Annotated in this window: 22 protein-coding genes and 1 pseudogene; 7 read left to right on the top strand and 16 right to left on the bottom strand. The window is 75.2% G+C overall.

Annotated features, from left to right (window positions below; genetic code table 11):
- Positions 1-71: 71 nt before the first annotated feature.
- A complete protein-coding gene (locus BS72_RS31240) occupies positions 72-1883 on the bottom strand; it encodes a peptide ABC transporter substrate-binding protein (RefSeq protein ID WP_037915325.1) in 1812 nt (603 codons plus the stop codon).
- 311 nt (positions 1884-2194) lie between these two features.
- Here BS72_RS31240 and BS72_RS34975 point away from each other — a divergent pair.
- From BS72_RS34975 to BS72_RS31230, 3 genes and pseudogenes are all read left to right on the top strand, one after another.
- Positions 2195-3385, top strand: a pseudogene (locus BS72_RS34975) (ROK family protein); the annotation flags it as partial.
- 195 nt (positions 3386-3580) lie between these two features.
- A complete protein-coding gene (locus BS72_RS31235; protein ID WP_037918563.1) occupies positions 3581-5104 on the top strand; it encodes a M81 family metallopeptidase in 1524 nt (507 codons plus the stop codon).
- Complete coding sequence (locus BS72_RS31230; RefSeq protein WP_051951877.1) at positions 5101-5919, top strand: copper homeostasis protein CutC; 819 nt, start codon at positions 5101-5103, stop codon at positions 5917-5919. The genes BS72_RS31235 and BS72_RS31230 overlap by 4 nt, the downstream gene beginning before the upstream one ends.
- Before the next feature lie 398 nt (positions 5920-6317).
- Here BS72_RS31230 and BS72_RS31225 read toward each other — a convergent pair whose 3' ends face one another.
- The 7 genes from BS72_RS31225 to BS72_RS31190 form a co-directional block, all read right to left on the bottom strand.
- Positions 6318-7145, bottom strand: coding sequence for a lipase family protein (locus tag BS72_RS31225; protein ID WP_051951876.1), 828 nt, complete (start codon positions 7143-7145; stop codon positions 6318-6320).
- A gap of 41 nt (positions 7146-7186) precedes the next feature.
- Entirely contained in the window at positions 7187-7936 is a 750-nt protein-coding gene (locus BS72_RS31220) for a hypothetical protein (RefSeq protein WP_051951875.1), read from the bottom strand.
- Between the two features lie 31 nt (positions 7937-7967).
- Positions 7968-9098, bottom strand: a complete 1131-nt coding sequence (locus tag BS72_RS31215; RefSeq protein WP_232792595.1) for a DUF58 domain-containing protein — start codon at positions 9096-9098, stop codon at positions 7968-7970.
- Positions 9099-9423: 325 nt separating this feature from the next.
- Positions 9424-10395, bottom strand: coding sequence for an AAA family ATPase (locus BS72_RS31210; protein ID WP_037918550.1), 972 nt, complete (start codon positions 10393-10395; stop codon positions 9424-9426).
- 187 nt (positions 10396-10582) lie between these two features.
- Positions 10583-11068 carry a hypothetical protein gene (locus BS72_RS31205; RefSeq protein WP_157856371.1) on the bottom strand — a complete coding sequence of 162 codons (486 nt, stop codon included), beginning with the start codon at positions 11066-11068 and terminating at the stop codon, positions 10583-10585.
- Between the two features lie 168 nt (positions 11069-11236).
- Positions 11237-12313 (bottom strand): DUF4129 domain-containing protein, encoded by a 1077-nt coding sequence (locus tag BS72_RS31195; RefSeq protein WP_063836171.1) that lies wholly within the window; start codon positions 12311-12313, stop codon positions 11237-11239.
- 141 nt (positions 12314-12454) lie between these two features.
- Positions 12455-13078 carry a hypothetical protein gene (locus BS72_RS31190; protein WP_037915320.1) on the bottom strand — a complete coding sequence of 208 codons (624 nt, stop codon included), beginning with the start codon at positions 13076-13078 and terminating at the stop codon, positions 12455-12457.
- A 298-nt stretch (positions 13079-13376) separates the two neighbouring features.
- On the opposite strand from BS72_RS31190, the gene BS72_RS31185 reads away from it, so the two are divergent.
- Entirely contained in the window at positions 13377-14474 is a 1098-nt protein-coding gene (locus tag BS72_RS31185) for a baeRF3 domain-containing protein (protein WP_037915317.1), read from the top strand.
- A gap of 180 nt (positions 14475-14654) precedes the next feature.
- Positions 14655-15131 carry a hypothetical protein gene (locus BS72_RS31180; RefSeq protein WP_037915315.1) on the top strand — a complete coding sequence of 159 codons (477 nt, stop codon included), beginning with the start codon at positions 14655-14657 and terminating at the stop codon, positions 15129-15131.
- A 335-nt stretch (positions 15132-15466) separates the two neighbouring features.
- On the opposite strand, the gene BS72_RS31175 is transcribed toward BS72_RS31180, so the two are convergent.
- Positions 15467-16159 carry a TetR/AcrR family transcriptional regulator gene (locus tag BS72_RS31175; protein WP_051951873.1) on the bottom strand — a complete coding sequence of 231 codons (693 nt, stop codon included), beginning with the start codon at positions 16157-16159 and terminating at the stop codon, positions 15467-15469.
- A gap of 290 nt (positions 16160-16449) precedes the next feature.
- Here BS72_RS31175 and BS72_RS31170 point away from each other — a divergent pair, with 290 nt between their 5' ends.
- On the top strand, positions 16450-17340 hold the full coding sequence (locus BS72_RS31170) for an LLM class flavin-dependent oxidoreductase (RefSeq protein WP_051951872.1): 891 nt from the start codon (positions 16450-16452) through the stop codon (positions 17338-17340).
- A 131-nt stretch (positions 17341-17471) separates the two neighbouring features.
- Complete coding sequence (locus BS72_RS31165; protein WP_037915312.1) at positions 17472-18884, top strand: MFS transporter; 1413 nt, start codon at positions 17472-17474, stop codon at positions 18882-18884.
- A gap of 227 nt (positions 18885-19111) precedes the next feature.
- Here the strand turns inward: BS72_RS31165 and ssuE are convergent, their stop codons facing one another.
- The 7 genes from ssuE to BS72_RS31130 all read right to left on the bottom strand — a co-directional run bounded on the left by ssuE (position 19112) and on the right by BS72_RS31130 (position 25838).
- Positions 19112-19681 carry an NADPH-dependent FMN reductase gene (gene ssuE / locus BS72_RS31160; RefSeq protein WP_037915309.1) on the bottom strand — a complete coding sequence of 190 codons (570 nt, stop codon included), beginning with the start codon at positions 19679-19681 and terminating at the stop codon, positions 19112-19114.
- A gap of 85 nt (positions 19682-19766) precedes the next feature.
- Positions 19767-20564 carry an alpha/beta fold hydrolase gene (locus tag BS72_RS31155; protein ID WP_051951871.1) on the bottom strand — a complete coding sequence of 266 codons (798 nt, stop codon included), beginning with the start codon at positions 20562-20564 and terminating at the stop codon, positions 19767-19769.
- 7 nt (positions 20565-20571) lie between these two features.
- Positions 20572-21921 (bottom strand): LLM class flavin-dependent oxidoreductase, encoded by a 1350-nt coding sequence (locus BS72_RS31150; RefSeq protein WP_037915307.1) that lies wholly within the window; start codon positions 21919-21921, stop codon positions 20572-20574.
- A 125-nt stretch (positions 21922-22046) separates the two neighbouring features.
- Positions 22047-22955: an ABC transporter ATP-binding protein gene (locus BS72_RS31145; protein ID WP_051951870.1), complete on the bottom strand. Its 909-nt coding sequence runs from the start codon at positions 22953-22955 to the stop codon at positions 22047-22049.
- Positions 22952-23872, bottom strand: a complete 921-nt coding sequence (locus tag BS72_RS31140; RefSeq protein WP_037915306.1) for an ABC transporter ATP-binding protein — start codon at positions 23870-23872, stop codon at positions 22952-22954. The genes BS72_RS31145 and BS72_RS31140 overlap by 4 nt, the downstream gene beginning before the upstream one ends.
- Positions 23869-24762 (bottom strand): ABC transporter permease, encoded by an 894-nt coding sequence (locus BS72_RS31135; protein ID WP_037915303.1) that lies wholly within the window; start codon positions 24760-24762, stop codon positions 23869-23871. The genes BS72_RS31140 and BS72_RS31135 overlap by 4 nt, the downstream gene beginning before the upstream one ends.
- Positions 24763-24764: 2 nt before the next feature.
- Entirely contained in the window at positions 24765-25838 is a 1074-nt protein-coding gene (locus BS72_RS31130) for an ABC transporter permease (protein ID WP_051951869.1), read from the bottom strand.
- Between the last annotated feature and the right edge of the window lies 1 nt (position 25839).

The raw sequence follows: 25839 nt of genomic DNA, 5'->3' as shown, positions 1-25839 counted from the left end.
GGATCAGTTCCGCGGGCGGACGGCGCTGGCGCGGGCGGTACCGGTGCGGGAGGCACCGGTGCCGTGCGGGCTTACTTACCGGTCCACTGCCACTGGGCCGGGTGGAAGTTGGCGAGGGAGTCCTGCGCGAAGCCGCCGAGGCCGTTCTTGATGACCGAGATCTGGTAGTCCGGCTCCGGCAGCCAGACCACCGGCAGGTCCTTGGCCAGCGCCGCGCTGTACTGCTGGACGGCGTCGGTGGAGGACGAGGTGGTCGTCTCGTTGATCAGCTTGTCGATGTCGGGGTTGGAGTAGCTGCCGAAGTTGGAGCCGCCCTTGGTCTCGAAGAGCGAGTCACCGGTCGGGTAGGCCGGGAAGTACCAGCTGCCGGCGGTGCCGAAGAAGGACAGCTGCCAGTTGCAGCTCGACTGGTCCGAGGTGCACTGCGGGGTCTGCGACAGCACCGAGTTGACCGGCGCGGTCTTGATGGTGAAGTTGATGCCGCTCTTGGCCAGCGAGGACTGGACGGCGCTCATCATGTTGTCGGTGACGGTCGAGCCGGACTGCGAGAGCACCTGCATCTGGAACTTGGTGCCCTTGTCGATGCCCGCGCCGCACTGCGAGGCGCCGGTACCGGGCTGCGCGCAGACCATGGTGCCGTTCTGCTCGGTCCAGCCGTGGCTGGTCAGCAGGGCCTTCGCCTTGGCGTTGGAGAAGGGGTACGGGTTGTCCTTCTGCTCCTGCGAGACGAAGTCGGAGGACTGCGCCTGCGGGATCGGGCCGTAGCCGGCGACCGCGGTGCCGTTGAAGATGACCTTGGTCAGGCTGTCCTGGTCGATGGACTCCTGGACGGCCTGGCGGGCGTAGAGCTGCTTGAAGACGGCGCCCATCTTCGGGTCGTTGAAGTTGTAGGGCATGTACGTGATCGCCCAGCCGGTCCACGGCTTGACCGTGTAGCCCTGCGAGGTGAAGGACGACTTCTGGTCCAGGTCGGTGGAGTTGATGTAGCCGTAGTCGACCTGGCCGGAGCGCAGCGCGTTCTCCTCGGCGTCGGTCGTGGTGAACGGCAGCAGGTTGACCGTGGAGATGTGCGCCTTCTCGCCGCCGTCGTACTTGGCGTTGGCGGTGAGCACGACCTTGCCGGCGGTCGAGAACGACTTGACGGTGTACGGGCCGCTGACGGTCTTCCACAGCGGGTCCGACGCGTACTTCGAGATGCTCTTCGCGGCCGTGTTGAGGAAGGTCCAGACCTGCTTGGCGCCCGCGGTGGTCAGGTCGGCGTCGGAGACGGCGGCCGAGGCGCTGGTCTTGTCCCACACGTGCTGCGGCATCGGCGTGATGTTGCTGAGCTCGTTCGCCAGCATCCACTGGGAGTTGTAGGACTTGTCGAACGTGATGGTGAAGTGCTGGTCGTCAACGACCTTGAAAGAGGTCCAGTTGTCGGGCGCCTTGCCCTCGCTGTAACCCGCCCACTGGTCCTTGTTGGCCTTGATGAGGTTGAACCAGAACTGCACGTCCCGCGAAGTGATCGGCTTGCCGTCGCTCCACTTCCGGTTCCCGAGCGTGATGTCGACGCTCTTGCCGTCCTTCGCGAAGTCCGCGGCGGTGGCTATGGACGACGACTTGTTCCAGCCGACGGTGCCGGTGGACCCGTCGTACGCGACGAGTGGCTCCCACAACGATGCCGCGATGGACACATTGTTGGTGTTGAGGTGGGCCGGCGTTCCGATCGGCAGGATCCAGTTCGGCGTGAAGTTCGCCGGGAGCGCGTAGTTGATCGAGTCGGACGACGCCGAGGACGAGCTGCCGGCTCCACCGCAGCCTGCGAGCAGGGCACCTGCGGCGATCGTGGCGCCGGCAGCGAGAGCCCAGCGGCGGTGGTCCGCCGTGCGAACAGGGAACATGATTCTCCTCAGGATGGGACGACCGCGGACGACCGCTGGGCCCGTTGAGCACGGGAAACGTCGAGGGGCGGTGTGCCGAACAGTCAACGGCCTCCGCCGCCGAAAAAACAAACCTTCCTGGATAACAAATATGTTTCTGCCGTTTCGAAGAAAGGTCGGCCGACACCGGTCCGGGCCCCGAAAACGCCGTGGTTACGGGGTTTCCGGGGGTACGGCGGAGGGTCGGTGTGGCGTGCGCCACTTCCTTGCTCCGTGATCCGGGCGTACTGTCTTGGCCATCCACCCGCCCTTTGTCGGAAGTAAGTCCGTCCATGCCCGACGTAAGTCCCGTACAGCGCAACGGCGCCAAGGGCTCAGCCTCTCTCGCCGAGCGCGTCCTGGAACTCATCGCCTCCGGCCAGGGGACCTCGCGCACCGAACTCGCCAATCTTCTGGGTGCCTCCCCGTCGACCATCTCGCTCACGGTCAACCAGTTGGTCGGCCGCGGTCTGGTCGCCGAGCAGGGCACCCGGGCCTCCACCGGCGGCCGCCCGCGCAAGGTGCTGCGGATCGGCACCCGGGACGAGTTCGCCGTCGCCGCCGACCTCGGCGGCCGGCACGCGCGGGTGGGCGTGGTCCTGCCCGGCGGTGAGCTGACCGACGTGGCCACCGTGCCGTTCATGATCGCCGACGGCCCCGAGGCGGCGCTCCCGCAGCTCGCGCGGACGCTGGAGGAGCTGGCCGAGCGCCACGGCCGGGACCGGCTGCGCGGGATCGGGTTCTCGCTACCCGGCCCGGTGGACGTGCAGTCCGGCGCGGTCACCCTGCCCTCCCGGATGCCCGGTTGGAACCGTTTCCCGGTGGCCGGCTGGCTCCAGGAGCGGTTCGGGGTCCCGGCGGCGGTGGAGAACGACGCGAACTGCATGGCCGTCGGCGAGCACGCCGTCCAGCCGGCCGAGCGCCGCCAGTCGATCATGGTCAAGATCGGGTCCGCGATCGGCACCGGCATCATCGCCGACGGAAAGCTCTACCGCGGCGCCACGGGGGCGGCCGGCGACATCACCCACGTCCGGATCGCCGAGGCGGGCGACACCCCGTGCTCCTGCGGCAACACCGGCTGCCTGGAGACGGTCGCCTCCGGCGCCTCGCTCGTCCGCGTCCTGCGCGAGCGCGGCGCCCCGGTGGCGGAGCTGGACGACGTCGTACGGCTGGTCTCGGACGCCGACCCGCTGGCCACCCGGGCGGTACGGCAGGCCGGCAGCTACCTGGGCACGGTGCTCGCCGCGAACGTCAACTTCTTCAACCCCGACGCCGTCTACCTCGGGGGCATCCTCTCCACTCTGGAGCCCTTCGTGGCGGCCGTCCGCAGCCAGCTCTACGAGGGCTGCCATCCCCTGGTGACCGAGCACCTGGCCATCGAGCGGGCCAGCCTCGGCGCCGACGCCGGCCTGTTCGGCGCCGGCCTGTTCGCTCTCCAGCGCGCCGTCGCGCGGGCCCTGCACGACGCGGCCGACCCGGCCCGTCCGGCCCGCCGCTGCCCGCCGGGCAGCGCGGCCCCGTACCCGGCGGCGTCTGAACCCCTTCGGCGGGCCCCGGGAACCGCCCGTCCCACTCCGCACCCCCACCCCACGCCGCATACCCCCACGCCGACCGCCCCCATGCGGCACGCCCCCACGCCGACCGCCCCACCCGTTCACCGACCACCCGCTGGAGGAGCCATGTCGCAACCCCGCACCGCCGTCGCCCGCCCCGTGATCGCCATCGCCGGCCTCGGCATCGAGTCGTCGACGTTCTCGCCCGCCCGCACCAAGGCACCGGCCTTCCACCCGTCGCGCGGCGACGAGGTCATGGGCCGCTACCCCTTCCTCGACAAGGGCGCGCCGCTGCGCGAGGCCGCCGAGTGGCACGGCGCGCTCGTCGGCAAGTCGCTGCCCGGCGGCATGGTCACCGCCGAGGCGTTCGCGGAGCTCTCCGACGAGCTCATCGAGCGGCTGGCCGCCATGCCCCGCCTCGACGGCCTCTGGTACGACATCCACGGCGCGATGACGGTCGAGGGCATCGACGACGCCGAGGCCCTCCTGCTGGCCCGGATCCGGGAGACCGTCGGCCCCGACGTGATCGTGTCCACCTCCATGGACCTGCACGGCAACGTCTCGCGCGAGCTGGCGCACCGCAGCGACCTCATCACCTGCTACCGGATGGCCCCGCACGAGGACCACATGGAGACCAAGGAGCGGGCCGTCCGCAACCTGGTGGACCTCCTCGTCGCGGGCGCGCCCCGCCCGGTCAAGGCGTGGGTGCCGGTGCCGGTGCTGCTGGCCGGCGAGCAGACCTCCACCCGGATCGAGCCGGCCAAGAGCGTCTACGCGGCCGTGGAAGAGGTGGAGGCGATGGACGGCGTGATCGACGCGGCGATCTGGGTCGGCTACGCCTGGGCCGACGAGCCGCGCAACCGCGCGGTCGTGGCGGTCACCGGCACCTCGGAGGAGGCCGTGGCCCAGGGCGCGGAGCGGCTGGCCCGCGGCTTCTGGGAGGCCCGGCGCGACTTCGAGTTCGTCGCCCCCACCGGGACGCTCGCCGAGTGCCTCGACGAGGCCCTGGCCTCCTCGGCGCGCCCGTACTTCATCAGCGACACCGGTGACAACCCCACCGCCGGCGGCGCCGGCGACGTCACCTGGGGGCTCACCCAGCTGCTGGCCCGGCCGGAGTTCCGCGAGGCCGACGGCCCGACCGTCATCTACGCGTCCGTGCCCGGTCCTTCGGCGGTGCGCGCCGCGGTCGAGGCCGGCGTCGGCGCGACCGTGACGGTGACCGCGGGCGCCGAGGTCGACGACCGCCACTCCGGACCGCTGACCATGACCGGTGTCGTCCACGCGGTGCGCCACGGCGACCGCGACGCCCAGACCGAGGTCGTCCTGCGGGTCGGCAGCGTGCACGTGATCATCACCGCGCTGCGCAAGCCGTACCACCACGAGCACGACTTCACCGACCTGGCGCTCGACCCGCGCGGCGCGGACGTCGTCATCGTCAAGATCGGCTACCTGGAGCCCGAGCTCTACGACATGTCCGCCGACTGGAAGATGGCGCTCACCCCCGGCGGCGTCGACCAGGACCTCGTGCGCCTGGGCCACCACCGCATCCGCCGCCCGATGTTCCCGTTCGACGCGGAGATGGCCGACCCCGACCTGACCGCCCGCATCATCGCCCCCTCGGACCAGCCCCTCACCGGGGACGACGAGTGAGCGGGTCGGCTCAGGACCCGCGGGCCGACGCGCCGGCCGGTCGGCCCCACGGCGCCCGGCTCGCGCTGGAGATCGCGGTGACCGGCCCGGCCGGCGCCCGGGTGGCCCGGGACGGCGGCGCCGACCGGGTCGAGCTGTGCTCGGCGCTGGAACTCGGCGGGGTGACCCCCTCGGACGCCATGGTCGCGGCCACCGCGGCGACCGGTCTGCCGGTGCAGGTCCTCGTCCGGTGCCGTCCGGGCGACTTCGTGCACGACGCGGAGGAGGTCGCGCTGATGGCGGCCGAGGTGCGCTCCGTGGTCGCCGCCGGCGCGGCCGGCGTGGTCGTCGGCGTGCTCGACGCGGACGGCTCGCTGCACTCGGAGGCGATGCGGCGGCTGGTCGACGCGGCCCGCGAGGCCGGGGCGGCGGCCGGCCGGCCGGTCGACGTCACCCTGCACCGGGCCATCGACCAGGCCGCCGACCCGGTGGCCGCGGCGGTGGCCGCCGCCTCGCTGGGGATCACCCGCATCCTCACCTCGGGCGGCGCGCCGAGCGCGCTGGACGGCGCCGCCACGCTCGGGGCGATCACGGCCGCCGTGCCCGGCGTCGAGGTGATGGCCGGCGGGGGCGTGCGCCCGCAGGACGTGGCGGCGCTGGCCGTCGCCGGGGTCGGCGCGGTCCACCTGTCGGCGAAGCGGGCGGCCCCCGTCCGCCACGGCGGAACGTGGGTGCCCATGGGCGCGGCGGCCTCCTCGGCGGACGCGGACACGTACTTCGTCACCGCCCCCGACATCGTGGCCGCGGCCAGGACGGCGGTCGACGCGGTCGGCTGAGCCGGCTGCCGCTGCCGCTGCCGTGCCGCGTGTCGCGTGTCGCGTGCCGGACAGGATGCGTCCAGGGCGCCGGAGCAACCGGGATGGGAACCCACTCGGCTGCTCCGGCGCCGCGCCGCGCCGCGAACCCCGTCGTCCGGGCGGTTCAACCGCCCGGACGACAACCCGGCCTCGGGCGGCCGGTGCACGGCAGCGGCGTACCGCGCGATCTGCGGCCCACATCGCCGCCGGCCCGCATCGACGCACGCGGGATCGCCGGACACGCCGCGCTGCGGAGTTCCGGGTGGGGCAGTCCGCGGTGCCGTGAGCACGCTGCCGACCTGCTCGGATCGGGGACCGGCGGATCCCCGTGCCGCCCGCGCGCCGCGGCGACCGGCCTGGTCCTCCTCCCGGGCCGCTCAGCCGGTCCGGGCGAGGTTCCGCTCGAACGCGGCCACGTAGTTCAGCAGGTGGTGGTCCTTGATGGCGTCGGTCTCGGGGGCGAAGAGATCCTCGCCCACGCCCTTCACCCGGTCCCGCACCGTAGCGATCAGCGGCATGACGGTGTGCAGCCCGCCGTCGGCGTCGAAGTACCGCAGCGCCTCGACGTGCGTGTACGCGGGCTCGGGCGGCAGGTGCGGAACGATGTCGTTGTTGTTGACGAAGCGGTAGCAGCGTTCGGCGAACGCCTTGTTGTGGGCGGCGGCGAGCAGCCGTTCGCAGGTGCGCGGCTGGCCGAAGGTGTAGACGCCGTCCGCGAGCAGGTGGGGCTCCTCGAAGTACATGCGCGCACCGGCGAGCATCGCCAGCGCCGCGCCGAGGCTGTGGCCGGTGAACCAGACGCTCTGCCCGTTGTCGCGCAGCTCCAGGATGGTGTCGCGGACCTCGGGGTAGACGGACTCCAGGGCCTGGTGGAAGCCGTAGTGGACGAAGCCCCTGTTCCCCGGTCCGGGAACGGGCGGGGTGTCCACGTCGGTGAGCCAGTCGCGGATCTTCTCCACCTCGGTCCCCCGGAAGCCCGTGACGATCATGCGGTCACTGGCCATGACGTACGCCTGGGTGTCCTCGATCGGGAAGGGCATCTTGTGCGTCGACTCGAAGTACCGCACCTCACCGAAGCCCCAGGCGGGGGCCTGGGCCTCGATGTCGGCCCGGTCCAGTGCCGCCAGCCCGGCCGCCCGGGCCATCCAGTAGGCGTGTGGGAGGCAGTAGCCGGTCGTCGAGTGGTCCAGCGCGGGAATGGTCATGGGCGCCTCCTTCGCGTGAGCCTGCTCCGTCCGCCAGCAACCTAGCGGCGGCCCTGGGCGCCGTGGAGCGGCTCACGGCCACGACCACCCTGACGGACGCGCCCGGTGACGCCGTCCGGCCCACGGGCAGCCGCGGACGCCCCCTGCCGCGCCGTGGAGCGGTGCCGCCGGCGCCGAGCCGACGTCACCTGTGGCGGCCGGACCGTCCGGCCGGGAGGACGGGCGGCGCGGGCTCGGCCGCGCGGGCGGGCGGCCCGCCGGACGCGGCGCGGTGCCTCAGCGCCAGCGCCAGGCACGTCACCGTGGCGGTGACCGCGAGCGCGGCGGGCAGCCGCTCCCACGAGGTGCCGTGCAGCGGTACGCGGGCGGCGAGGAAGACCACCGCGCAGGCGGCCGCGGTGCCGGCCGCCGCGCCGAGCGGGGGCGGCGGGGGCGGGCGCGATGAGGCCGCTGGTCCAGGCGTCCGTGGCCAGCAGGTACGCGGCGAGCAGCGCGGTGACGCACGCCGCGTCCCACACCGGAGGGTCGGTCAGGGCGGCCACGACGACCGCGCCGGCCGCGAGCAGCGTGTTGCGGCGGCGCCGGGCCAGGGTCGGCCAGCGCAGCGAACTCGCCACGGGCCGCTCGTCGGTCATCGGCGCCGCCCACCAGGCGACGGCCGCGAGGAGCGCCAGCAGGGCGGCCTGCGCCCAGCGCCCCGGGCCCTCGTGCGACAGCCGGGCCGGGTCGCCGGCGGCCACCGCGAGGGCGGCGCCGAGCAGCCGGTCGGCGGTCCGGTCCGGGGCCCTCACCGCGCGGCCCGGGCGGTACGGGTGGGCGTGGTCATCGGGAACCTCCGCGGATACGGGTGCGCAGCAGCGGCGCCAGCGCCAGGTCGAGGGTCCGGCCGGGCTCGTGGGAGACGACGGCGATGCCGCGTTCGGTCAGGGCGAAGCGGATGGCGTCGCGGTTGGCCCGCCACAGCCGCAGGGCGAGTTCGCCGTGGCGGTCGCCGCGTTCGACGGGCGGGTCGCCGGTGGGCACGGCCACCACGACCATCGGATTGGCCCGGGCCCGCACCTGGTGGAGCACGTCGAGGATGCGCTGGTCGGCCAGCGGCGTGATGACGTAGACCAGGGCGCCCTGCGGGAGGGCGGGCGGCGGCAGGCTGTTCAGGCCCTGGCCCCGGTGGGCGAGGTCCTTGCGGACCTCCAGCACGCTCTCCACGATCCGGTAGAAGTAGCCCTGGCCGCTGCCGGGTTGCAGCCAGCGCACGGTGCCGCCGATCGACACCACGCCGATCCGGTCGTGGGTGCGCAGGTAGGCGCGGACCAGTCCGGCGGCGGCGCGGAAGGTCTCGTCGAGGGAGGACGTGCCCGTCGCGGGGTCGCGGACGTCGGTGGTCGCGTCGAGCAGGACGACCGTGTCGGCGGCCCGTTCGGCGGCGAACTGGTGCAGCTGAAGGGTGCCGCGGCGGGTGGTGGCGGGCCAGTTGACGCGGCGCTGGCGCTCACCGCGCGCGTAGGGGTGGACGCCGGTGACCTCGACGCCCTCGCCGCGCTGGGCGGAGGCGTGCTCGCCCAGCCGCTGCGGCAGCCGCACCGGGATGGGGGTCAGCCCGGCGGCGCTGGGCAGCGGGAAGACGGCGACCTCGCCGAGGTCGACGCGTACGGTCCGGCGCGCGGCGCCGCCGGAGTCGTAGAGGTCGACGTCCACGGTGCCCAGCGACCAGCGGCCCCAGCGTTCGGCGGTCAGCCGCAGCTCGATCCGGGCGCTGCCCACCGACAGGTGGTCCAGGCGCAGGCCCGGGCCCGGGGTCACGCCCGGGTCGAGGCGGCAGGGGGCGCCGTCGTGGGCCACGGTGATCCGGACGGTGACGGCCTCGCCCTCGAAGACGCGGCGCGCGTCGGCCTCGACGGAGGTCTCCACCCGTCGGGGGCGCGGCCCGCGCGGCAGCGACAGCGCCAGCAGCACCAGCGGCGCCGCGGCGGTGGCCAGCAGCCAGGCGTGGCCGGTGAGCAGGGCCGCGGCCAGCGCGGTGGCGGCGACGGTGGCCCGGCCCAGGGTGCGTTCGGCCGCCCGCCAGCCGGCCGGCGGCGGCGAGGGGGCCCGGCGTGCGCGTCGCCGTCCACCGCCGCCGTCCCGGCGGCTCCGGCCGCTCCTGCGGCTCCGCCCAGGGCCCGCTCCACCGCGCCGGCCGGCCGGCCGGGCCCCATGGCCGGTACGGGATCGGGTACGGGCATTGGCTCGGGTACGGGTGCGGGTGCGGGAATGGGATCGGTGCCGGGGGTCGGGGCCGTCATGAGGCGACGGCGGCGCGCGGCATCGTCTCCGGCGCGGGGACGGACCGCACGATCTCCCGGACGACGTCGTCGGCGTCGATCTGCCGCACCCACAGCTCGGGCTTGAGCGTGATGCGGTGGGCCAGCGCGGGGACGGCCACGGCCTTGACGTCCTCGGGGGTGGTGTAGTCGCGCCGGTCGAGCAGGGCGCGGGCGCGGGCCAGCTGCACCAGCGCCAGGCCGCCGCGCGGCGAGGCGCCCACCTGGACGTGCTGGTGGCCCCGGGTGGCGCCGACCAGGGCGACCGCGTAGCCGAGCAGGTCCTCGTCGATCTCGACCCGCTCCACGGCGGCGCGCATGGCCAGTACCTCGGCGGGGCCGGACAGGGTGCGGACGGTCGCCTCGGGCGCCGCGCGGCCGACGCGGGCGCGCAGCATGCCGGCCTCCTGCTCCGCGGTGAGGTAGCCCATGCGGGTGCGCAGCAGGAACCGGTCGAGCTGGGCCTCGGGGAGGGAGTAGGTGCCCTCGTACTCGATGGGGTTGGCGGTGGCGATGACGACGAACGGGTCGGGCAGCGGGCGGGTGCTGCCGTCGACGGAGACCTGCGCCTCGGCCATGGCCTCCAGCAGCGCGGCCTGGGTCTTGGGCGGGGTGCGGTTGATCTCGTCGGCGAGCAGGAGGTGGGTGAAGACGGGCCCGGGGCGGAAGACCATCTCGCCGGTGGACTGGTCGTAGAAGGGGGCGCCGGTGACGTCGGAGGGCAGCAGGTCGGGGGTGAACTGGATGCGGCGGAAGTCCAGGCCCAGGACGGTGGCGAAGGAGCGGGCCAGCAGGGTCTTGCCGAGGCCCGGCAGGTCCTCGATGAGGACGTGCCCGCCGGCCAGGACGCCGAGCATCACCAGGGCCAGCGGTTCGGGCTTGCCGACGACGGCGGTGCGGACTTCGTCGAGGACGGCGGCGGCCCGCTCCCCCGCCTGCTGCGGGGTCATGGCGTCGCGGGCGGTGGCGGGGTCGGGGCTGGTCACGGTCGGGTCCTCACTGTGCCGTGGGCGGGGTCGGGTCGGTGGCTCGGGTCGGAGGGCGGCGTCGCGCTGTTGGCCGGGCTGCGGCCGGGCGGGGTGCCGGGGCTCGGGTGGGCGCGGGCACGCGGGCGGTCCAGGGATGCCCGGAGGGACGTCACAGGGCGTCGAGGCGGTCGAGCAGCGCCCGCAGGACCGGCTCGGGCAGGCGGGGCTGCGGCGGCGGGGCCTGCGGGTCGAGCCACGGCCACAGCTCGGCGCCGACCAGGCGGCGGGCGCCGGCCGGGTCGCGGTAGAGGTCGGCGCCGTGGCGTTCGGCCAGGCGGGCGGCGAACACCCGCTGGAGCTGGGGTCGCAGGCCGGTGGCGAAGTAGACCTCGCCCCCGGCGCCGAGGGCGTGTTCGACGGTGCGCCGCCACTCGCCGAGCGCCGGCGCGCGGCCGCCGAGCAGCCGTACCCGCTTGCGCAGGCCGCTGTCCTGGGCGGCGGCGCCCGCGGCGTAGCGGAGCACGGCGAGGCCGCCCACGGTCAGCAGGGCCAGGCAGGAGGCCGCGGCGGCGAGGCCGTCGGCCAGGCCGACGAGCAGGCAGGCCAGGGTGGCGCACCCGGCGAGCACGGCCACGCTGAAACGGGTCGACGCCACGCCGGGATCGGTCACCCGTCCGAGGTCGGTCCCCCGCCCGGGTGCGGGACCGACCGCGGCGGGCCGGGAGGCGGGCGGGCGGCGGGCGGGGCGGCCTCCTGCCGCGCGGCGGAGGCCGGCGCCGCGGTGGCCGAGGCACCGGGCGGGGTCGGGGCGGCGTGCGGGGCGTCACGGGCGGCCTCCGGCGGGCGGTGCGGCCTGGCCGTCGGCACGGCTTCCCGCTCCGGCCCGGGCCCCGGCATCGGCGTCGGCGTCGGCGTCGGCGTCGGCGTCTGCCCCGGCCTGGTCGGCGAGGCCCGCGGCGATCTCGGCGAGCGCCTCGGACGCCCGGTGGCGGTGGCCGTCGTCCATGGGGTGGGTGGAGTAGCGGGCCTCGCGGAAGAGGTCGGTGAGGGCCGCCGCGGCCGTGGCGGCGGGCAGGCCGCTGCCGACGGCCCGTTCCAGCAGGTCCTGGGGGCTGTCGGAGTGGCGCCGGGCGACGCCGGAGGCGGCCAGCGACTCCTCCATGGCCGCGTAGCAGGCGATGACCGCCGCGCGGGCGTCGTCGCCGAGCAGGAGCGCCCGGCGTCCGGAGTCCACCGCGTCGGCGAGCCGCGCCTGCTCGTCGTCGAGGACGCTGAAGCCGCCGTGGGACGCCGCCGCCCGCCGACGCGGCAGCGACCGCAGCAGCACCCACAGCGCGAAGCCGATGAGGACCACCACGGCGAGCACGGCCAGCGTGCCGGCGACGGCGAAGAGCCTCCCGACCCAGGCCGGCCCGGTGCCGTCCAGCGGGTGTGCCGACGGGGTGGCGGTGGCGCTGACGAGGGGCAGGGTGCTGACCCGCCGCGCGCGGACGGGCTCCACGTGGCGCGCCTTCGGGCTGAAGCGGTGGAGGACGAGGACGAGCAGCGCCAGGGCCGGCGCGGCGCCGGTCAGCACCCAGCGGACGACGTCGGCCAGCCGCTGGCGGGCCGACGCCTCGGGCAGGTACGCCGGGGTGAAGCGCTCGCGCAGCCGCCGGCACACGGGGAACGCGACGGCCGCGCAGACCAGGGCGCCGGCAACCACCACGGCGCCGTTGCCGCCCAGCGGGCCGCGCCCGCGCACGTGCAGCGGGGTGCCCGGCCGCAGTACCAGGGCCGCGACGCAGACCCCCGCGACGACCAGGACGGCCAGCGCCGCCCCGCCGGCGTCCAGGAGCCGTCCGCCGTCCCGCCGGCGACCGGGCGGTCCCGCCGCCAGCCGGTCCGATCGTCCTACCACCGCCGCGCCCCTCCCCATAGGTGCGGGCAGCTTCGCACACCACCGCGGGCAAGCCACCGGCAGGGGGCGGAGGAGCGGCCTCCGGAAGCGGCGCGCGGGGCCTCGGCGGCGTCGGTCCCTAGCCGGCCCGGCAGCGCCGGGTCACTGCTGGGTGGGCGTGGTGTACCGCTGGGCCTTGGCCACGCGCGGGAAGAGCGTCTTGGAGATGTCCTTGAGCGAGAAGGCCAGCGGGTGGGCCGTGTCGCCCGCCTTCAGGTTCGGGGCGCCCACCACGGTGCTGTCGACGATCTTGCCGTCGGAGTTCGCGAACTGGACCTCGACGGCGAAGGAGGCCTTGGAGCTGGTGCGGTTGGTGATGTTCACGATGACCGTGTGGGTGCCGCCGGACTCGGCCTTGGGCAGGCCGCTGATGCTGACGTCCTTGATCGCGTTGCCCTTGCCCGACACCTTCGCCAGCGCGTCCCTGGCCGCCTTGGAGGACCTGCCCACGTTGGCCTCGACCGAGGCCTCGAAGCTGGCGGCCGCGTCGCTGATGGAGGCCGCGGCGGAGGAGGCCGCGGCCCTGCCGGACGCCAGCAGGGAGTTGAGCACGGAGGGCACGTTGGTGCCGCTGAAGGTGCCGGCCGCGGCGGGCGGCGAGGGGTTGCCCGAACCGGAGTCGCCGCAGCCGGCCAGGGCGGCCACCGACACGGCGCAGGCGGTGACGAGCAGCCCCGCGGTCAGCGCGCGGGACCGGGCGGGACGTGGGCGGCGGTTGCGACTCAACGGTGACCTCCTGGCTCGGCGGGCGGGGCCTGCTGCCGCGTCCGGCCCCACCAGGCTGCGCGGCGGGGGTGGGCGGCGCAGCCGCGGTGGCCCGACCGGGTGAGCGGCGGGCGGGCGCCGCGGTGGCGGGCCGGAGGGCGGGGACGGCACGAGGCGGGCGGGCGCGGGCCGGGCGGGCGGCGCGGCACCGGCGTCCCGCTGGGGCTGCGGGGATCGGCTTCTTGCTATATCCAGGAAAGGACAGGACGACTCGCCCAGATGGCCCGGGGGACGCCGGAGAGGTAGTTCGATGCCTTCGATGCACCAGCCGCTGACCCCTGCCGCCCTCGCCGAACTGCGCCGCCCCCGCAAGTACCCGGCGGTGTCGGTGCTGCTGCCCACCCACCGCCGCCAGCCGGACAACGCCCAGGACTCCGTCCGGCTGCGCAACCTGCTGGAGGAGGCCAAGAACGCCGTCCACAACGACCCGGAGGTCTCCCGGTCGGACCGGATCGACGTCATCGGCCAGCTCGACCAGGCGATGAGCGAGGTGGACCTGGTGTACGCGGAGGACGGCCTGGCGATCTTCGCCGCGCCGGGCGAGCACCAGGTGTGGTCGCTGGAGCGCTCGGTGCCCGAGCGGGTGCTCCTCGCCCAGACCTTCCTCACCCGCAACCTGGTGGCCGCGCACGCGGCGAGCCGCCCCTACTGGGTGCTGGCGCTGTCGGCGGACGTGGCGACGATGTGGAGCGGCAGCCGGCACCAGGCGCCGCAGCCGGAGAAGGGCCCGTTCCCGGTGCGCCGCCCCACCGTCGACTTCGACCCGGAGCGGCAGGAGCAGATCGGCGACACGCCGAGCACGTTCCGGGACGAGGACACCCGGACCTACCTGCGGGAGGTCACCGAGGCGGCCAACGCGGTGCTGGCGGCCGACCCCCGTCCGCTGTACGTGGTCGGCGACGTGGCGGCGCTGGCCGCGCTGGACGAGGTGGGGCCGCTGGTGAAGGAGGCGGTGGCGCGCGTGTCGCAGGGCGGCCTGGCCGGCGGGCCGGCCGAGGCGCTGGGCGAGGCCGTCCGGCAGGCCGACCGGGAACGGGACGAGGCGCAGGTGGCGGCGGTCCTGGCGGACCTGGACCGGGCCCGCGGCCGGAAGGCGTTCGCCGGGGGCGTGGACGAGGTGTGGCAGTCGGTCGTCGAGCGCCGGGCCGCGCTGGTGGCGATCGAGGACGGCTTCCGCGCGACGGTCCGCGACGACGGCGAGCACCTGGTGCCGGCCGGGGCCGCGGAGCGCGGCGCGCGCGACGACATCGTGGACGAGATCGCCGAGCAGGCCCTGGACACCGGCGCCCGGGTGCACTTCGTACCGGACGGGACGCTGGAGGGCTCCGGGCACGTGGCCGCGGTCCTGCGGTTCTGAGCCGCCGGGCGGCAGGCCCGGCCCCGCCGCGCTCGTCGGCGCCGGGCTCTGCCGCCCGCTCCGGAACGTCCGGCCGGGACCGGCAGTTGCGGACATCGTGATCGCCGGAGTGCGGGAGCAGGACCGCGCCGCGCGGGGCGACCGCTCGGGACCGTACGAAATCCACGGGGGGTTCGGCGCATGGCCGACGACGAGGGCTCGGGCTTCACGGTGCCGCGCGGAGCCACGGGCTTCTTCCGCCCGCGGGACGGCCCGCTTCCCGAGACCGGCCTTCCGACCCTTCGCTCCGCGCTGTACGCGGCCGCCCGCGCCGCCAGGGGTACGGTGGGCGCGCTGGAGCCGCGGGCGTACCCCCGCACGTTCCACACCGCGACAGTCGTCGACGGCACGGGCGAGCACGTCGTCCTGTGCCACGCCCACCACCCCTGGATCGCCTTCGCTCGGGAGCGCCTGGACTGGTACACCGAGGAGTTCCTCGCACCCCCGCCGTGGGCACGCGCCTTCGCCGGCTTCGGCTTCGTCGTGCTCGATCGCGCGCGGCTCACCGCCCCTCTCACGGAAGCCGACACCTCGGACCTCGCCCGGGTCGAGTGGTCCGAAATCCGCCACCACGGCGTCACCCAGCTGGGCGGAGTGCTCTTCACCACCTGGGACTGACGGGCGACGACCGCCGGACGGAACGACAGGGTGGCGGGGCCGCGGAAAGGGACGGGACACGGCCCGGTGGCGGGTGCCCCGGTGGTCCGGCGCCGAGCCGTGCCGGGGTCCGCGCCGCCCCGGGCGGGGCGGGAGCGCCCGCGACCGTCCCGCCCGCTCCCCCGGCCCGTAGCCACTGGTGCCGTGACCGGCGAGGTCTGCCCGGTGGCGAGGTCCTGGTGCGGGCGATCGCACGGCGGCCGGAAGCCCTCGCAGTGGACGACGCGGGTTTTCGGCCGACGCGGCGACAGCCCTTACCAGGGCGGCGAGCGGGGCGAACCTTGCCGGTCGCGGCGCTAGCCGCGCACCGGTCCCTCGCCCGTGCCGTAGCCGTGGAGGAAGGCGTCGACCGCGCGGGTGACGCAGGCGTGCGCCTCGTCCGGGCCGGGCGGCGGGCTGCCCACCGGGCGGATGGTGATCTCCGAGGTCACCAGCGCGATGAAGTGGACCGTGGCGCGTGCCGGGTCCGCCACGCGCAGCACGCCGCGCGCGGACAGCTGCTCCAGCCGGCGGGCCACCTCACCCTGCACCCGGGCCGGCCCGGCCTGCTGCCAGGCGTCGATGACGCTCGCGGGGAAGTGTCGTACCTCGGCCTTGATCTGCCGGATCATCGCGAAGTGCTCGGGGAACTGGGTGCGTTGGCCGACGAAGGCGCACCCCAGGGCGATCAGGTCGGCCCGCGGGTCGGCTCCGGCCAGCTCCTTCTCCACCCGCCGCACGAAGGCGTCGGCCACCTGGCTCGCGCTGTCGTGGACCACCTCGGAGAACAACTGCTCCTTGCCCTCGAAGTGGTTGTAGATGGTGCGGGTGGACACGCCGGCCTCGGCGGCGATGGCCTCGATGCTCGTCCGGCTGTAGCCCTCGCGGCCGAAGACGGTGCGCGCGCCCTCGGTGACCGCGCGGCGCTTGGCCGCCCGGCCGCCGGTCCTCGGGGACGTCCCGGAGGCGGCGGCCGAGCGCTCGCCGGGTGCGGGGGATGTGGTGCTCAGCGGGTGCCTCCGGGTACTCGGTGTCTCGTCATCGGTTGCCGGTCTTCGGCGGCCAACAGCCGCTCAACTGGGCGGACTTGGCGCCGTTGTCATTTTTGCCATGCACGTTGTACTTTACTTTCAGCCTTGCACACCGTCAGCGGACGTGGCGCACGGGCCCCGGCATGTCACGTTCGGCACCCTACTGACCCACCCGTGCGCCGGTGAGCGCGTCCGCCGGGAGGAGCGGTCGGCGCGGGCCGCCCGTGCCGCGGGCCGGCACCCGTCGACCGCGCGAGAGGAACCGCCCGATGAGCAGCGTCACCGGACAGCACCTCGGCTTCGGCCTGGGCGCGCACCACCAGGGCCCCGATCCCGACCAGTTGGTGGAGGAGGCCCGGCACGCCGAACGGCTCGGCTTCGACCTGTTCGCGATCAGCGACCACCTGCACGGCGGCCGGCCCACGTGGGAACCGTGGACCGCGCTGAGCTTCCTGGCCGCGGCCACCGAGCGGATCACCGTGGCCACCGACGTGCTCGGGCTGCCCTACCGCTCCCCCGCCGTGCTGGCCAAGATGGCCGAGACGCTGGACCGGCTCTCCGGCGGGCGGCTGGTCCTGGGTCTGGGGAACGGCGGCTACGACGCGGAGTTCGCCGCGTTCGGCCTGGCCGTGCGTACCCCCGGGCAGAAGGTCGCCGCCCTGGAGGAGGCGGTGCGCCTCATCACCTCGCTGTGGCGGCAGCCGTCGACCACGTTCGACGGACGCCACTTCACGGCACGGGACGCGCGGATCGAGCCGCGCCCTGAGGCCGCCATCCCGGTGTGGCTGGGCACGTACGGCCCCCGGGCGCTCGCGGTCACCGGCCGGCTCGCCGACGGCTGGCTGCCGTCGCTCCAGCGCATGGACCTCGAACGGGCGGCCGAACTGCGCCGCCAGGTGCGCGACGCGGCGTCCGGGGCGGGGCGCGACCCCGATGCCGTGACCTGTGCCTGCAACGTCCAGGTGGTCCTGGACGACCGGTCGGGCCCGCGGCCGCGCGCGGTGGCGGGCTCCTCCGAGGCGGTGGCCGAGCAGTTGCTCGCCGTGGTGCGCGCCGGATTCACCTTCCCGGTGGCGTTCGGCCTGGACCGGGCCGAGGTCCGGGAGCGCTTCGCCACCGAGGTGGTGCCGCTGGTACGCCGGGAGCTGGCCCTTACCTGACGCGGGCGGCGGCCCGCCGCCCGCGTCCACCGCCCGCGCCCCGCCCCGCCACCCCGCGCGGAGGCGAGCGGCCGCCCGCACCCGGGCCGTCGGGGCGGTCCCGTATGCCCGGAAACGGAGGGAAGAACCGCATGGCACGCAAATGGTGGACACTCACGGCCGTGGTGGCCGGGGTGTTCATGCTGGTCCTGGACATCACCATCGTGAACGTGGCGCTGCCCGACATCGGGTCCGACTTCGACTCCTCGCTGTCCGACCTGCAATGGGTCATCGACGCCTACGCCCTGGCCCTGGCCGCCGGGCTGCTGACCGGCGGTTCACTGGCCGACCTGTGGGGCCGGCGGCGGCTGTACGCGGTGGGCACCGCGGTCTTCACCGCGGGCTCGCTGCTGTGCGGACTGGCCACCGGACCGCTGTTCCTGTCGCTGGCCCGGGCCGGGCAGGGCGCAGGCGGCGCGGTGGTCTGGGCGACCTCGCTGGCGCTGCTCAGCGAGGCGTTCCAGGGCCGGGAGCGCGGCCTGGCCTTCGGTGTCTACGGCGGCGTCCTCGGCATCGCCGTCGCCGTCGGGCCGGTGCTCGGCGGGGCCATCACCAGCGGCCTGAGCTGGCGGTGGATCTTCTGGGTGAACGTGCCGATCGGCGCCGCCGTCGTCGCCGTCACCCTGCTCAGGCTCGCGGAGTCGCGCGATCCGGCGGCAGCGAGCCCGGACTGGCCCGGCTTCGCGGTGTTCGGCGCGGCACTGACGCTGCTGCTGTACGGCCTGATCAGCGCCTCCGACGGCTGGTCGCAGCCGAAGGTGTGGGCGGCGCTGGCGGCGGCCGCGGTGCTGCTGGCCGCGTTCCCGCTGCTGGAGCGGCGCCGGGCGCACCCGATGCTGGACCTCTCGCTGTTCCGCAAGCCGACGTTCAACGGCGGTCTGGTCGCCGCCTTCGGCCTCAACGCGTCGATCTACGCGCTGATCACGTACCTGGTGCTGTACCTCCAGCAGCAGCTGCACTTCTCGCCTGCCCAGGCGGGCCTGCGGCTGCTGGCCCTGACCGGGGCGATGTTCGTCGCCTCGACGACGGCGGGGCGGCTCAGCTCGGCCGTGCCCGTCAAGGTGATGATCAGCGCGGGCTTCGTGCTCGTCGCCGTCGGCATCGCGCTCATGAGCGGGGTGACGGACTCGTCGCGGTGGACGCACCTGCTGGCGGGGATGATCGTCTCCGGGGCGGGCGCCGGGATGGTCACCGTGCCGCTCGCCTCCACCGCCGTCGGCGTCGTCGTCCCGGCGCGGGCCGGTGCCGCCTCGGGGGTGAACGCCACCGCCCGGCAGGTCGGGCTCGCCACCGCGATCGCCGTGCTGGGCACCGTCTTCACCTCCCGCGCGGATCAGCACGGGTTCGCCAGCGGCCTCAACCTGATCCTGTGGATCGGCGCGGGCGTGGCGGCGGTGTCGGCGGTGCTGAGCGCCGTCCTCATCCGGCAGAAGGACTTCGTGCCGCCTCCGTCCCGGCCCGCTCCGGCCGAGCCCGCGGCGCGGCCGGAGGCGGCGGGGAGGTAACCCCTCGGTCGCGCGGAGGCGCGGACGAGGTCCGGGAACGGCGGGCACCTCCGCCGTTCCCGGACCTCACCGCGTGCGGCCGGGAGCAGGGCTCCCACATCGACCTGACGGCTCGTCACATCCGCCGCTGCCGCCGGCCTTCACCGCACTTCACCGCACTTCACCGCACTTCACCGGCGGGCGACGCCCCTGCCATCGGCCCGGAACCGGCCGCAGCCCGCCCCTCGTCACCCGGCGGCGGCCAACTGCGGCTGGCCGTAGGGGGTTTGGGCCCGGCTCAGGGCCACCGTGAACCGGTCGACCGCGTCGGCCAGGGCCTGCGCGGACTGCGGCGCCACCGTGACGCCGCCTTCCACGGCGGTGATGTCCCTGTCGAGGGTGAACCAGCCAGGGACGATGTGGCCGGCGCCCATCGAGCTGAGCACCGGGCGCAGGGCGTAGTCGATCGCCAGGACGTGGGCGGTGCTGCCGCCGGTGGCCAGCGGCAGCACCGTCTTGCCGGCGAGGGCGTGCTGGGGCAGCAGGTCCAGCAGCGTCTTCAGCAGGCCGGAGTACGCGGCCTTGTAGATGGGCGTGCCGACCACCACGCCGTCGGCCCGCGCGAAGAGGTCGACGGCCTCGGCGATGGCCGGGTGCGCGGTGTCGGCGCCCAGCAGCGCCTCGGCGGGCAGCGTGCGCACGTCGAGCGCCGTCACCTCGTGGCCCTCGTCCCTGAGGCGCTGGTCGAGGTGGCGCAGCAGCCGCGCCGTGCGGGAGGTGGCGGAGGGACTGGCGGACACGGACAGGATGGCGGCCATGCGAGGTCCTTTCATCGGGCTGACGGGTTCGGCGGGGCGGTGGGCGCCGGTGGGTGTCAGGTACGGCCGTACGGCGGGGCGCCGCTCACCAGGTGCTCGACGCGACCGTGACCACGGGCACCAGGCCGTCGCGGACCGTCTCCAGGAAGGTGACGATCTCGGCGGCCACCGACCGGTGCTGCACGTCGTTGAGGACGTCGTGGTGGCCTCCGCGCACCACGGAGAACCGGGCGCGCGGCAGTTCGGCGGCCCACCGGCCCAGCGCGTCCTGGTCGGCGAGCGGGTCGGCGTCGCCGGCCAGCAGCAGCGCGGGGACGTCGGGGGCGCCGTCGTACACGGCGGCGAGCAGCGCCTCGGGGACGGGGGCGCCGAGCGCGCCGCGGCGCACGTCGGCGTCCTCGGTGAGGGTGCGGCGGTGCGTGGGGCAGGCGGTGCGCAGGTCGAGCTCCTCCTCCCAGCCGCCGGCCGGCGCGGTCGTGCCGGCCCGGCCGGGCAGCCCGGCCAGCACGACCGCTTCGGGCCGTAGTTCGGCCGGCGGCCGGACCCCGGCGAGCAGGGCGGCGGTCGCCAGTGCCCCGGTGTCGGCCCCCAGCACGGCGAGCGGCCGGGCCGGACCGGCGGGTCCCGCGGTCTCCGCCGCGGCGGCGAGTGCGGCGCCGAACCCGTCCAGGGCGACGTCCAGGGGCCCGGCAGCGAGGTCCGGGGGCGGGACCACCCGGACGTGGTAGGCGTCGGCGGCGAGCCGCCGGCCGAGCCGCTGGTAGGTGGCCGCGCTCTCGCCTCTGCCGGGGACGACGAGGACGGTGCCCCGGACGGTCAGCCCCTCGGGGGCGTGGTGGTCGGTGTACTGGACGGTGTCGGACACGGTGCCGGTCTCCCCCATCGCCGGTTCAGTGGGCCGCGAGCTGGCGCTCGCGGGTGTGGCGGTTGGCGGGAACGGGCAGCCCGAGGTGGCCGCGCAGGGTGTCGGCGGTGTACTCGGTGCGGAAGAGGCCGCGCTTCTGGAGCAGCGGGACCACGCCGTCGACGAACAGGTCGAGGTCCTCGGTGGTGCGGAAGGCCAGGTTGACGCCGTCGAACGCGCCCGCCTCGAACCAGCTCTGGATGCTGTCGGCGACGGTCTCCGGCGCCCCGACGAACGGCGACCGGCGGAACGCCGCCAGGGACTCGACGACCTGACGCAACGTCAACTTCTCGGCGGTCGCGCGCTCGATGAGCTTGGCGGCGCCGGTCCGGCCGCCCTTCTCGGCGAGGTGGGCGACGTCCGGGAAGGGCGCGTCCGGGTCGTGGACGCTGAAGTCGTAGGCGCCGAAGGACCGTCCGAGCAGCGCGAGGCTGCGCTCGTAGTCGGTGTCCTCGTCGAAGATCTCCCGCTCCCGGCGCCGCGCGGCCTCGTCGGTGGCGGCGACGACGGGCGCGCCGTGGATGAGGATCTTGAGGTGCTCGGGGTCGCGTCCGTGGGCGGCGGTGCGCCGCTTGACGTCGGCGTAGTACTCCCGGGCCTGCTCCAGGCTGCCGCCGGGCGCGTAGATGCCCTCGGCGACCCGTGCCGCGAGGTCGCGGCCCTCCTCGGAGACGCCGGCCTGGAAGATGACCGGCTGGCCCTGCGGGGAGCGGGAGATGTTGAGCGGCCCGGCGATCTTGAAGTGCTCCCCCTCGTGGTCGAGGGCGTGCAGCCGGGCCGGGTCGAGGAAGACACCGCGCTCCACGTCGGCTGGGAACGCGTCGTCCTCGTAGGAGTCCCACAGGCCGCGGGCCACCTGCACGAACTCCAGCGCGCGGCCGTAGCGGGTGGCGTAGTCGAGGTGCTCGTCGAGTCCGAAGTTGCGGGAGGTGCCGGTGTCGAAGCTGGTCACGACGTTCCAGCCGGCCCGGCCGCCGCTGATGAGGTCCAGGGATGCGAACCGGCGGGCGAGGTTGAAGGGCGAGTTGTACGTCGAGCTGGCGGTGCCGACCAGCCCGACGTGCCGGGTGTGCGTGGCGACGGCGGAGAGCAGGGTCAGCGGCTCCAGCCGGTTGAGGTAGTGGGCCGGGTAGGTGGCGTTGATGAACTGGCTGTCGACGATGAACAGGGCGTCGAACAGGGCGTGTTCGGCGGCCTGCGCCTGCCGGATGTAGTAGTTGATGTCGATGCTGGCGTTCTTCGCCACGCGCGGGTCCTTCCACAGGCCGTGCTGGCCGGGACCGCCGACACCGAAGGGGTGCAGCGCGAGGTGGAGGGTGCGGGACGGGCGGGTCATGGTCGGTCCTCTCGTGTCGGCCCGGTCCGGGGTCGCGGGGGCGCTCCGGGCGGGGTCGGTGCGTCGGGCCGCCGGCGGCGCGGCGGGCGGCGGAGTACGGGGTGCGGGGAGTACGGGGTGCGGGGTCAGCCGTCCAGCAGCGCGCGCAGGGCGTCGCGTTCGGCGCGGCCGGAGCGGGCGCCGCGCAGCGTGGGGGCGGATCCGACCAGCAGCCGGGTGTACGGGTGCTGGGGCCGGCCGATCACGTCGGCGACCGGCCCGCACTCCACCAGGGCGCCCCGGTAGAGGACGGCGACGCGGTCGGCGGTACCGGCCACGGACCCCAGGTCGTGGGAGATGAGCAGCAGTGCGGTGCCGGCGGCGCGCAGCGCCTTCAGCGTCTCCAGCACCTGGGAGCGGTTGGCCGCGTCCAGCGCGCTGACCGGCTCGTCGAGGATGACCAGCCGCGGGTCGGTCACCAGCGCGCGGGCCACTGCGGCCCGCTGGCGCTGGCCGCCGGACAGCTCGCCGGGCAGCCGGTCCACGAGGCCGCCGGACAGCCGTACCCGTTCCAGGTAGCCGCGGGCGCGTTCGGCGGCCTCCCGGCGCGGCACGCCGCGCACGGCCAGCGGCTCGGCCAGCGAGTCGATCACCGGCAGGTCGGGGTCGAGGCTGCCCAGCGGGTCCTGGAAGACGTACTGGACCGCCCCGCGGCGGCGCAGCGCCCGCCACTGCCGGGCGCCGTACCGGCTGACCTCCTCGCCGTCGACGCGGACGGACCCGGCCGACGGGCGCACCAGGCCGAGCGCCGCGCGGGCGAGGGTGGACTTGCCGGAGCCGGTCTCGCCGATGAGTCCGACGGTCTCGCCGGCGGCGACGGTGAGCGACACGCCGTCCAGTACCCGGCGGCGCCGGCGGCCGTGCCCGTAGTGCACGTCGAGCCCGGCGGTCTCCAGTACGGGGGCGGGTGCCCCGCCGTCCGCGGACGGCGCCGCGTGCGCGTTCGGGTGCGGGTCGGTGCTCGCGACCGGCCGTACGGTCGGCTGCGGGGTCATGACGCCTCCCACTCGGTACGGAACCGGTCGAGCCCGTAGCTCTCGTGCTCGTCGACCAGGAGCCGGGTGTAGGGGTGCCGCGGCTGGTGCAGCACCTGCTGTGCGGGGCCCTGCTCGACCACCTCGCCGTCGCGCATCACGAGGATCTCGTCGCACAGCCGGGCGACCACCGCCAGGTCGTGGGAGACGACGACGAGGGCCAGGCCGGTCCGCTCGCGCAGGTCGTCCAGGAGGTCGAGGACCTCGGCCTGGACGGTGGCGTCGAGCGCCGTGGTGGCCTCGTCGGCGATCAGGACGCGCGGTTCGGCGGCGACGGCCGCCGCGATGAGCACCCGCTGGAGCATCCCGCCGGAGAGCTCGTGCGGGTACTGGCCGTAGGCGAGTTCCGGTTCGCGCAGCCGGACCGCGTGCAGCAGGTCGAGGGCGCGGCGGCGCGCCTCGCGCCGGCCCAGCCCCTTCTTGACCCGGAACACCTCGGCGACCTGCGCGCCCACCCTGATCGACGGGTTCAGGTAGGAGGCCGGGTCCTGGAAGACGGCGCTGACGGCGGAGCCGCGCACCTGGGTCCACTCGCGCGGGGTCAGGCCGCTGATGTCGCGCCCGGCGATGGCGACGGTGCCGCCGGTGACCTCGACAGGCGGCGGCAGGATGCCGAGCGCGGCGCGGCAGGTGAGGGTCTTGCCGCTGCCGGACTCGCCGACGATGCCGACGGCCTTGCCGGGGGTCAGCTCGAAGCCGACGCCGTGGACGATCTCGCGGCCGGCGGCACGGTCGCCGATCCGCACGTCGCGCAGGGCGAGCACGGGCGGGCCGGGGTCGGGCACCGGGGCCGGCGCGGCGGCGGCCTCACCCGCGGCCTCGGCGGCGGCCCGCGGGGGGCTCCCGTCGGGGGCGCCGGTCTGGAACAGGGTCGTCATCGGGTCCCTCCCGCGGGCAGGGGGTCGTGCGCGTCGGCCGCGCCGGGTGTGGTGCCGCGGCCGGTGGCGGGCGCCTTTCGGGGCGCCGCGCCGGAGACGTCGCGCAGGGCGTCGGCGAGCAGGTTGGCCGCCCAGACCGTCGCGGTGATCAGCGCGGCGGGGAAGAGGGGCGCCCACGGCTGGTAGCTGAGGTAGCCCAGGTCGGAGGCGAGCAGGCCGCCCCAGGTGGCCTGCGGGGGCTGCACGCCGATGCCGAGGAAGGTCAGGCTGGAGACGATGGTGAACCCGGTGCCCACGGTCTGCGCGAAGGCCACGGCGATCGGCGGCAGCACCTTGCCCCACACGTGGCGGCGGACGACCCAGCCGGCGGAGGCGCCGCAGATCACCGCCGCCTCCACGTACGGCGAGCGGGCCACGGCCAGGGTGGCGGCCCGCGCCACGCGGTAGAAGAGCGGGGCCAGCAGCACCCCGGTGACCAGCATCGCCTGGGTGATCCCGTTGCCGAGCAGGGCGATGACGGCGACGGCGAAGAGCAGGAACGGCAGCGCGACCAGGGTGTCGGCCAGCCGCAGCGTGACCCATTCGAAGACCCGGCCGAGGTACACCGACAGGATGCCGGGCACGGCTCCGGCGCCGAGCGCCACCAGGGCCACTTCGAGCGAGCCGAGCACGCTGACCCGGGAGCCGTCCAGGAGCCGGCTGAGGACGTCGCGCCCCAGATAGTCGGTGCCGAGCCAGTGGGAGCCGGAGGGCCCGGCCAGGGTCTGCGCGCTGGTGGCCAGCGGGGCGTGCGGGGCCAGCAGCGGACCGAGGATCGCGAGCAGGGCGATCACGGTGAGGACGGCGGCGGCCGTGCGGCCGGAGCGCAGGGCGAGCAGGCGGCGTACCACGGTCACACCCCCCGCCGGGCCGCGGGCGCCAGCCGCGCCAGCAGCAGGTTGACGACCAGGTTGAAGCCGACGACCAGCGCGATCGACACCACCAGGACGCCCTGCACCGCCGGCACGTCCCCGGACTGGGCCGAGTCGTTGGCGAACCTGCCGAAGCCCTGGAGGCCGAAGATCCACTCCGTCACCACGGACGCGCCCACCAGGGACGGGAACTTCAGGCCCAGGGTGGCCAGTGCCGGGCCGGAGGCGTTGCGCAGCACGTGCCCGAAGAAGACCCGCCGGGCGCCGAGGCCGCGGACCAGCGCGCCCGTCACGTAGTTCTGCCGGTAGGCCGCGATGAGGCTGGTGCGCAGTTGGCGGGCGACGTCGGCGACGACCTCGAAGCTGAGCGCGAGTGCCGGCAGCGTGATGTGCGCCAGCCAGGGGCCGACCCCCTGCGCGGCCGGCACGTATCCGGCCGAGGGGAAGAGGTGCAGCCCGACCGCGAACGCCTCGACGAGGAGGATGCCCACCACGAACGGCGGCATGACCGAGGTCGCGGTGGTGAAGCCGGTGACGGCGCGGTCGATCCAGGTGGTGTGCCGCAGCGCGGCCAGCGCGCCGAGGGCCGAGCCGGCGACGACGCCGACGACCAGGGCGGCCAGCGCGATGGACAGGCTCACCCCGAGGCCGAGCCCGATGAGGGTGGAGATGTCGGCGCCGTTGACCCAGCTGGTGCCGAGGTGGCCGTGGAGCACGCCGTCGAACCAGTTCCAGTACTGCGTCAGGAAGGGCTTGTCCAGGCCCCATTGGGACTCGACGCGGTGGATGGCCTCGGGGGTGGCGTCCTCGCCGAGCTGGATCCGGGCGGGGCTGAGCCCGCTCAGCGCGCGCAGCGCGAAGGTGGCGAAGGTCGCGACCACGAAGACCGGGACGACGATCGCCGCCGGCCGCAGCACGGCTCCGGCCGCGCGGCGGAGGACCCGCCCGGTCCTGGAGCCGCCGCTGGTCGGGTTGCCCCGGGCGGGGCGGGCCGTCGCCTCGCCTGGCGCCGCGACGTCCTTCCTGGGAAGGCCGGTTGCCGGTGGGGTCGCCATC

Source organism: Actinacidiphila yeochonensis CN732 (genome assembly GCF_000745345.1).
In the GTDB taxonomy this organism is placed as follows: domain Bacteria; phylum Actinomycetota; class Actinomycetes; order Streptomycetales; family Streptomycetaceae; genus Actinacidiphila; species Actinacidiphila yeochonensis.
The sequence above is the reverse complement of the archived record's forward strand: the minus strand, read 5'-3'. Positions and strand labels throughout refer to the sequence as shown.

What these genes read in the sequence shown, in the direction of transcription:
- BS72_RS31240 (WP_037915325.1), bottom strand. Translation starts at nt 1,883, where the DNA reads ATGTTCCCTGTTCGCACGGCGGACCACCGCCGCTGGGCTCTCGCTGCC.
- BS72_RS31235 (WP_037918563.1), top strand. Translation starts at nt 3,581, where the DNA reads ATGTCGCAACCCCGCACCGCCGTCGCCCGCCCCGTGATCGCCATCGCC.
- BS72_RS31225 (WP_051951876.1), bottom strand. Translation starts at nt 7,145, where the DNA reads ATGACCATTCCCGCGCTGGACCACTCGACGACCGGCTACTGCCTCCCA.
- BS72_RS31210 (WP_037918550.1), bottom strand. Translation starts at nt 10,395, where the DNA reads ATGACCCCGCAGCAGGCGGGGGAGCGGGCCGCCGCCGTCCTCGACGAA.
- BS72_RS31185 (WP_037915317.1), top strand. Translation starts at nt 13,377, where the DNA reads ATGCACCAGCCGCTGACCCCTGCCGCCCTCGCCGAACTGCGCCGCCCC.
- BS72_RS31180 (WP_037915315.1), top strand. Translation starts at nt 14,655, where the DNA reads ATGGCCGACGACGAGGGCTCGGGCTTCACGGTGCCGCGCGGAGCCACG.
- BS72_RS31170 (WP_051951872.1), top strand. Translation starts at nt 16,450, where the DNA reads ATGAGCAGCGTCACCGGACAGCACCTCGGCTTCGGCCTGGGCGCGCAC.
- BS72_RS31165 (WP_037915312.1), top strand. Translation starts at nt 17,472, where the DNA reads ATGGCACGCAAATGGTGGACACTCACGGCCGTGGTGGCCGGGGTGTTC.
- ssuE (WP_037915309.1), bottom strand. Translation starts at nt 19,681, where the DNA reads ATGGCCGCCATCCTGTCCGTGTCCGCCAGTCCCTCCGCCACCTCCCGC.
- BS72_RS31155 (WP_051951871.1), bottom strand. Translation starts at nt 20,564, where the DNA reads ATGGGGGAGACCGGCACCGTGTCCGACACCGTCCAGTACACCGACCAC.
- BS72_RS31150 (WP_037915307.1), bottom strand. Translation starts at nt 21,921, where the DNA reads ATGACCCGCCCGTCCCGCACCCTCCACCTCGCGCTGCACCCCTTCGGT.
- BS72_RS31145 (WP_051951870.1), bottom strand. Translation starts at nt 22,955, where the DNA reads ATGACCCCGCAGCCGACCGTACGGCCGGTCGCGAGCACCGACCCGCAC.
- BS72_RS31140 (WP_037915306.1), bottom strand. Translation starts at nt 23,872, where the DNA reads ATGACGACCCTGTTCCAGACCGGCGCCCCCGACGGGAGCCCCCCGCGG.
- BS72_RS31130 (WP_051951869.1), bottom strand. Translation starts at nt 25,838, where the DNA reads ATGGCGACCCCACCGGCAACCGGCCTTCCCAGGAAGGACGTCGCGGCG.